This window comes from Flavobacterium sp. (assembly GCF_027482425.1).
Classification (GTDB): domain Bacteria; phylum Bacteroidota; class Bacteroidia; order Flavobacteriales; family Flavobacteriaceae; genus Flavobacterium.
In genome coordinates, this window is record NZ_JAIXWA010000061.1 from 1 (window position 1) to 4,852 (window position 4,852).

Sequence of the window (4,852 nt, forward strand, 5' to 3'; positions counted from 1 at the left end):
GGATTTTATTTTCTCCAAAAACACGTTGCCCTGCATGATAGGCTTCTAGCAGGTCGCTTACAGGTTTGGTTTTGGACACCGCTACCAGCGTAACTTCAGGCGGTAGCGTGGCTTTGATGTTTAGAATATTTTCGGCGATGCTCATGCGTTTGGGGTTATAATTCATAGACCAAAAGACCACTTCGAAATTTAGGTTCGATATACGTACTCTTGGGCGGCATAATCAATTTTTGATCGGCCAAGGCTTTGATTTCAGAAATATCGGAAGGGTAGAGCATGAACCCTACTTCAAATTCCCCTTCATCGACTAATTCTTTCAAAGTAAGCAGCGATTGTTTTCCCGGTAAATATTCAATGCGTTCATCATTGCGAAGATCTTCAATACCTAGAATGGGATGCAAAACGCAATCATACAGAATTTGCGCGTCTAAATTCTCCAAAAGTCCGGCATTGGGATGTTCTTGTTTGTAAAATAAGGCGTAAAAATCCCCATCCAAATACATGCCGAATTCAAATTTATCTTGGGGTTTCCATAATTCTTGTCCTTTGGGTTTAAGGATAAAATGGGTCTCTAAGGCTTCGAGAAATGCTTCACGGGAATGCCCGTTTAAATCCCGAATGATTCGATTGAATTCATAGATTTTTACATTGCTTTCGGCGATTAAAAAACTCATAAAAGCGTTTGCATTGGGATGGAGATCATCGCCAACTTCATCATACAGCAATTCAGCCGAAGCCGAGCGATGGTGCCCATCGGCGATGTAGATTTCGGGTATTGCCTCAAATTGCGATTGAACCCATTGGATCTCCTCAGGTTGATTGATGCGCCAAAGCGTATGTTTTTCTTTATTGGTCGTCGAAAAATGGTACAGCGGTGCTTCTTGTTTTTTCTGGTCAATCCAAGAATTCAACGCCTGACTGTCGGGATAGGTGATCAATACGGGTTCGGTATTAAATCCAGTTTGATGCAAATAATCTTTGAACAGTTCCACACGGTATTGCAAGGTATCTTCGTGCTTTTTGATGACCTCTTTTTTATACTCCTCAATCAACGTGCCCCCTACGATGCCCGTAAAGGTTTGATTTTTCGTTTGAATCTCATACAAATACAAGGCGGGTGTGTTTTCGGTGACGAAAATGCCATCTTCTTTGAAGTCCTGGTATTTATGCGCCACGCCTTTAAACCGTTTGTCTAAGGTGATTTTTTGCGCGTACATGTAGGCCGGATTGATGACGTGCAAAAACGAATACGGATTAAAGTTAAGCCATGCTGCCAATTCAGCCGGACTGTAATCGTCGTAATTTCGGCAGGTTATTAAGGCAACTTTATCCGCTACCGGTCGAACCGCTTTGAAAGGGAGCAGGGTGGACATGGTTAATTATGAATTATGAATTATAAATTATGAATTGTTTGAATTCTAAAGTCTAAAGTCCAACGACTAATCACCCCCGAAGTTTCGGGACTAGTCACCAGTCACCAGTCACTACTTCAAAAACTGTTTGGCGACTTTTTCCGCTTTTTTACTCTCGCTATAATCGTAAAAGCCTTCGCCCGATTTCACGCCCAATTTACCCGCCATAACCATATTGACAAGCAAGGGGCAGGGAGCGTATTTCGGATTTTTAAAGCCGTCATACATAACATTAAGAATCGATAAACACACATCCAATCCGATGAAATCAGCCAACTGCAACGGTCCCATAGGGTGTGCCATTCCTAACTTCATAACCGTATCAATTTCATACACGCCGCCTACACCATTGTACAAGGTTTCGATAGCCTCATTAATCATAGGCATTAAAATTCGGTTGGCGACAAAGCCAGGATAATCGTTGACTTCGGTTGGAATTTTACCCAATTGCACCGATAAATCCATAATGATTTTGGTGACTTCATCGGAGGTGTTGTACCCGCGAATGATTTCCACCAATTTCATAATCGGCACGGGATTCATAAAATGCATCCCGATAACACGTTCTGGGTGCACGACTTGTGCCGCGATTTGCGTAATAGAAATAGAAGAGGTATTGGTTGCCAAAATGACGTTATGGGCACAGTGCTCGCTCAATTGCTTGAAAATATTCAATTTCAAGCCTACATTTTCCGTAGCGGCTTCAACCACCAAATCAACCCCTACCACACCGTCTTTCATGTCGGTATAGGTGATAATATTGCCAATGGTTTTGTGTTTGTCTTCTTCGGTAATGCTTCCTTTAGCCACCATACGATCCAAATTGGTCGCGATGGTTTGCATGCCTTTTTCCAAAGACTTTTCTGAAATATCAATCAATTTTACGGTGAATCCGCTTTGTGCAAACGTATGGGCAATGCCATTTCCCATCGTTCCTGCACCGATAACTGCAACTGTTTTCATTCGTATTTTATCTTAGTTTGTTTTGTTTTTTTGTTTAAAATGAGCCATTTATTTCTGACGCTCCATCGCTTCAATAATTTGGTAAGCAACCCGCAACGCCTCGGTTCCGTCTTCTAGCGTAACAATAGGCGAAGTATTGTTTTGAATTGCCTCGGCAAATGTTTCGAGTTCCTCCAAAATAGCATTGTTAGGTGCAACGGCGGGATTGTCAAAGTAAATTTGTTTCCGTTCGCCTTCTGCATTTTGCAAAATCATATCAAAATCCCCCGGATGTTCAGGGGCTTCTTTCATTTTTACGACTTCACAAACTTTATCGAGGTAATCCACAGAGATGTACGCATCTTTCTGGAAAAAGCGCGACTTACGCATGTTTTTCATCGAAATTCGACTTGAAGTGATGTTGGCCACACAGCCGTTTTCAAATTCCAAACGGGCGTTGGCAATATCAGGCGACTGACTTAATACCGATACGCCACTAGCATGTACTGCTATCACTTTTGATTTTACCACACTAAGAATTGCATCGATATCGTGAATCATCAAATCCAAAACCACAGGCACATCGGTTCCCCGCGGGTTAAATTCAGCCAAACGATGGGTTTCAATAAACATGGGATTTTCAATTTTATCCCGAACAGCTTGAAAGGCAGGGTTGAAGCGCTCCACATGGCCCACTTGTCCTTGTACACCATATTCTCGCGCTAAGGCAATAATTTCCTCAGCTTCGTCAACAGTAGTGGCAATGGGTTTTTCGATAAATACATGTTTCCCCGATTTAATCGCCACTTTTGCACATTTGTAATGTGATAAAGTGGGAGTCACAATATCTACGACATCCACGGCTTGGATAAGTTTGGCGATGGTATCAAAGCGGTGGTACCCCAATTCGGCAGCTATTTTTTCAGCATAGTCGGCATTTTCATCGTAAAAACCAACTAATTCATATTTTTCAGATTGTTGTAAAAGTCGCAAGTGAATTTTTCCTAAGTGGCCTGCACCGAGAACGCCTACTTTCAGCATAGTTTGATATTTTTATCAAAAGTAGCAATAAATCAAAAAACAATCATGGGCAAGACCCAGAAAATATTCTCGATTTTTTAGCCAATTTTTCGGGTGCTTTTCCATTTGCAACTTGGCAGATTTCCGTGTACTTTTACGCTCGAAAAAAATAATTTTTTGTGAAAGACACCCCAAAACATCAAGGCATGCGTAATCAATTGATTACCCAATTGCAATCCAAAGGGATTAGTGATACTGCCGTTTTGGAAGCCATTCGACAAATTCCACGCCATTTATTTCTCAACTCCTCTTTTGAAGATTTTGCCTACCAAGACAAGGCATTTCCCATTGGAGCAGGGCAAACCATTTCCCATCCTTACACGGTCGCTTTTCAATCGCAAGTGCTGCAAGTGCAAAAAGAGCATAAGGTACTTGAAATCGGAACGGGGAGTGGGTACCAAACCGCCGTGCTATATAAATTGGGTGCCAAAGTGTATTCTGTGGAACGTCAAAACGAACTTTTTAAAGCCACTTCATTGTTGCTCCCCAAATTAGGTATACGTCCCAAGCACCTGTCGTTTGGGGATGGCTATAAAGGACTGCCGCAACATGCGCCTTTTGATCGAATTATTGTTACCGCTGGTGCGCCTTCGATACCGCAAGCCTTGATGGCGCAGTTAAAAATTGGTGGACGATTAGTTATTCCTGTTGGAGAGAAAGAGCAAGTGATGACCTTGTTGATACGTAAAAATGAAACCCAGTTTGAAAAGCACGAATTGGGTGAGTTTAAATTTGTTCCTTTACTCGAAAATAAAAATTAAAAAGATATTCAATTTTCTTTCTATATTGTCGTTTGATTAGAAACCAAACTATTTATGAAAAAAATTGTAATTATCTGCCTTGTATTGGTCCAAAGTATTGTGGCCCAAACTTCAGAAAAAAAAGTGTGGGATTTACTACTCGCCAACAAGCGTGAAGAAGCACGAAAACTCTTTGATAAAGAGTTAAAATCCAAGAAAGAAACCCAAGCTGAGTATTTGATTTTAGATGCGATTTTGACGCACGAAATGGGGCAAATGTCCTTTGATGACAGCTTTGTCAAACAATTTCTAGCGACTTGTAAAGATCGTGCCTATTTGTACCCAATTTTCTACAAACCCTATGTAATGGATAGTCCGAATGGGAATGGTTACAACGAGTTTACTTACAAAAAGATTGATTTACTTGCGGCCCATCCTTTATTTGGAACCGATCCCATTGTGATTTATTTCAAAGCCATTTGCGACCGTCGTCGTCGCGATTATGCGGGTTTTGAAAAAGCTATTGCCCAATTGAAAGCACTTGATTCTTGGCAATACTGTGGCGTATTTGAAAACCTCAATGACAGTGGTTTTGATACGGAATACGAACCTGAAACGTATGCCAATAATGACAAATTATTTGATGCGAATAGCAACGGAAAAGTAGGCTGGTACAAC

Annotated in this window: 5 protein-coding genes and 1 pseudogene; 2 read left to right on the forward strand and 4 right to left on the reverse strand. The window is 41.2% G+C overall.

The genetic code is table 11. The features are described from left to right. From Q0037_RS09165 to Q0037_RS09180, 4 genes and pseudogenes are all read right to left on the reverse strand, one after another. A pseudogene (locus Q0037_RS09165) lies at nucleotides 1–145 on the reverse strand (YggS family pyridoxal phosphate-dependent enzyme); the annotation flags it as partial. A 10-nt stretch (nucleotides 146–155) separates the two neighbouring features. Beyond that, nucleotides 156–1,373 carry a DUF1015 domain-containing protein gene (locus Q0037_RS09170; protein WP_297517403.1) on the reverse strand — a complete coding sequence of 406 codons (1,218 nt, stop codon included), beginning with the start codon at nucleotides 1,371–1,373 and terminating at the stop codon, nucleotides 156–158. Nucleotides 1,374–1,484: 111 nt separating this feature from the next. Continuing rightward, nucleotides 1,485–2,375, reverse strand: a complete 891-nt coding sequence (locus Q0037_RS09175) for a 3-hydroxyacyl-CoA dehydrogenase family protein (RefSeq protein WP_297517405.1) — start codon at nucleotides 2,373–2,375, stop codon at nucleotides 1,485–1,487. 48 nt (nucleotides 2,376–2,423) lie between these two features. After that, nucleotides 2,424–3,395 (reverse strand): Gfo/Idh/MocA family oxidoreductase, encoded by a 972-nt coding sequence (locus Q0037_RS09180; RefSeq protein WP_297517407.1) that lies wholly within the window; start codon nucleotides 3,393–3,395, stop codon nucleotides 2,424–2,426. A gap of 158 nt (nucleotides 3,396–3,553) precedes the next feature. Between Q0037_RS09180 and Q0037_RS09185 the strand changes: the two genes are divergently transcribed. Both Q0037_RS09185 and Q0037_RS09190 read left to right on the forward strand, forming a co-directional pair. Then, on the forward strand, nucleotides 3,554–4,195 hold the full coding sequence (locus Q0037_RS09185) for a protein-L-isoaspartate(D-aspartate) O-methyltransferase (protein ID WP_297517409.1): 642 nt from the start codon (nucleotides 3,554–3,556) through the stop codon (nucleotides 4,193–4,195). Between the two features lie 54 nt (nucleotides 4,196–4,249). After that, nucleotides 4,250–4,852 (forward strand): hypothetical protein (locus Q0037_RS09190; protein ID WP_297517411.1); only part of this gene is annotated, 603 nt, incomplete at its 3' end.

What these genes read in the sequence shown, in the direction of transcription:
- Q0037_RS09180 (WP_297517407.1), bottom strand. Translation starts at nt 3,395, where the DNA reads ATGCTGAAAGTAGGCGTTCTCGGTGCAGGCCACTTAGGAAAAATTCAC.
- Q0037_RS09170 (WP_297517403.1), bottom strand. Translation starts at nt 1,373, where the DNA reads ATGTCCACCCTGCTCCCTTTCAAAGCGGTTCGACCGGTAGCGGATAAA.
- Q0037_RS09175 (WP_297517405.1), bottom strand. Translation starts at nt 2,375, where the DNA reads ATGAAAACAGTTGCAGTTATCGGTGCAGGAACGATGGGAAATGGCATT.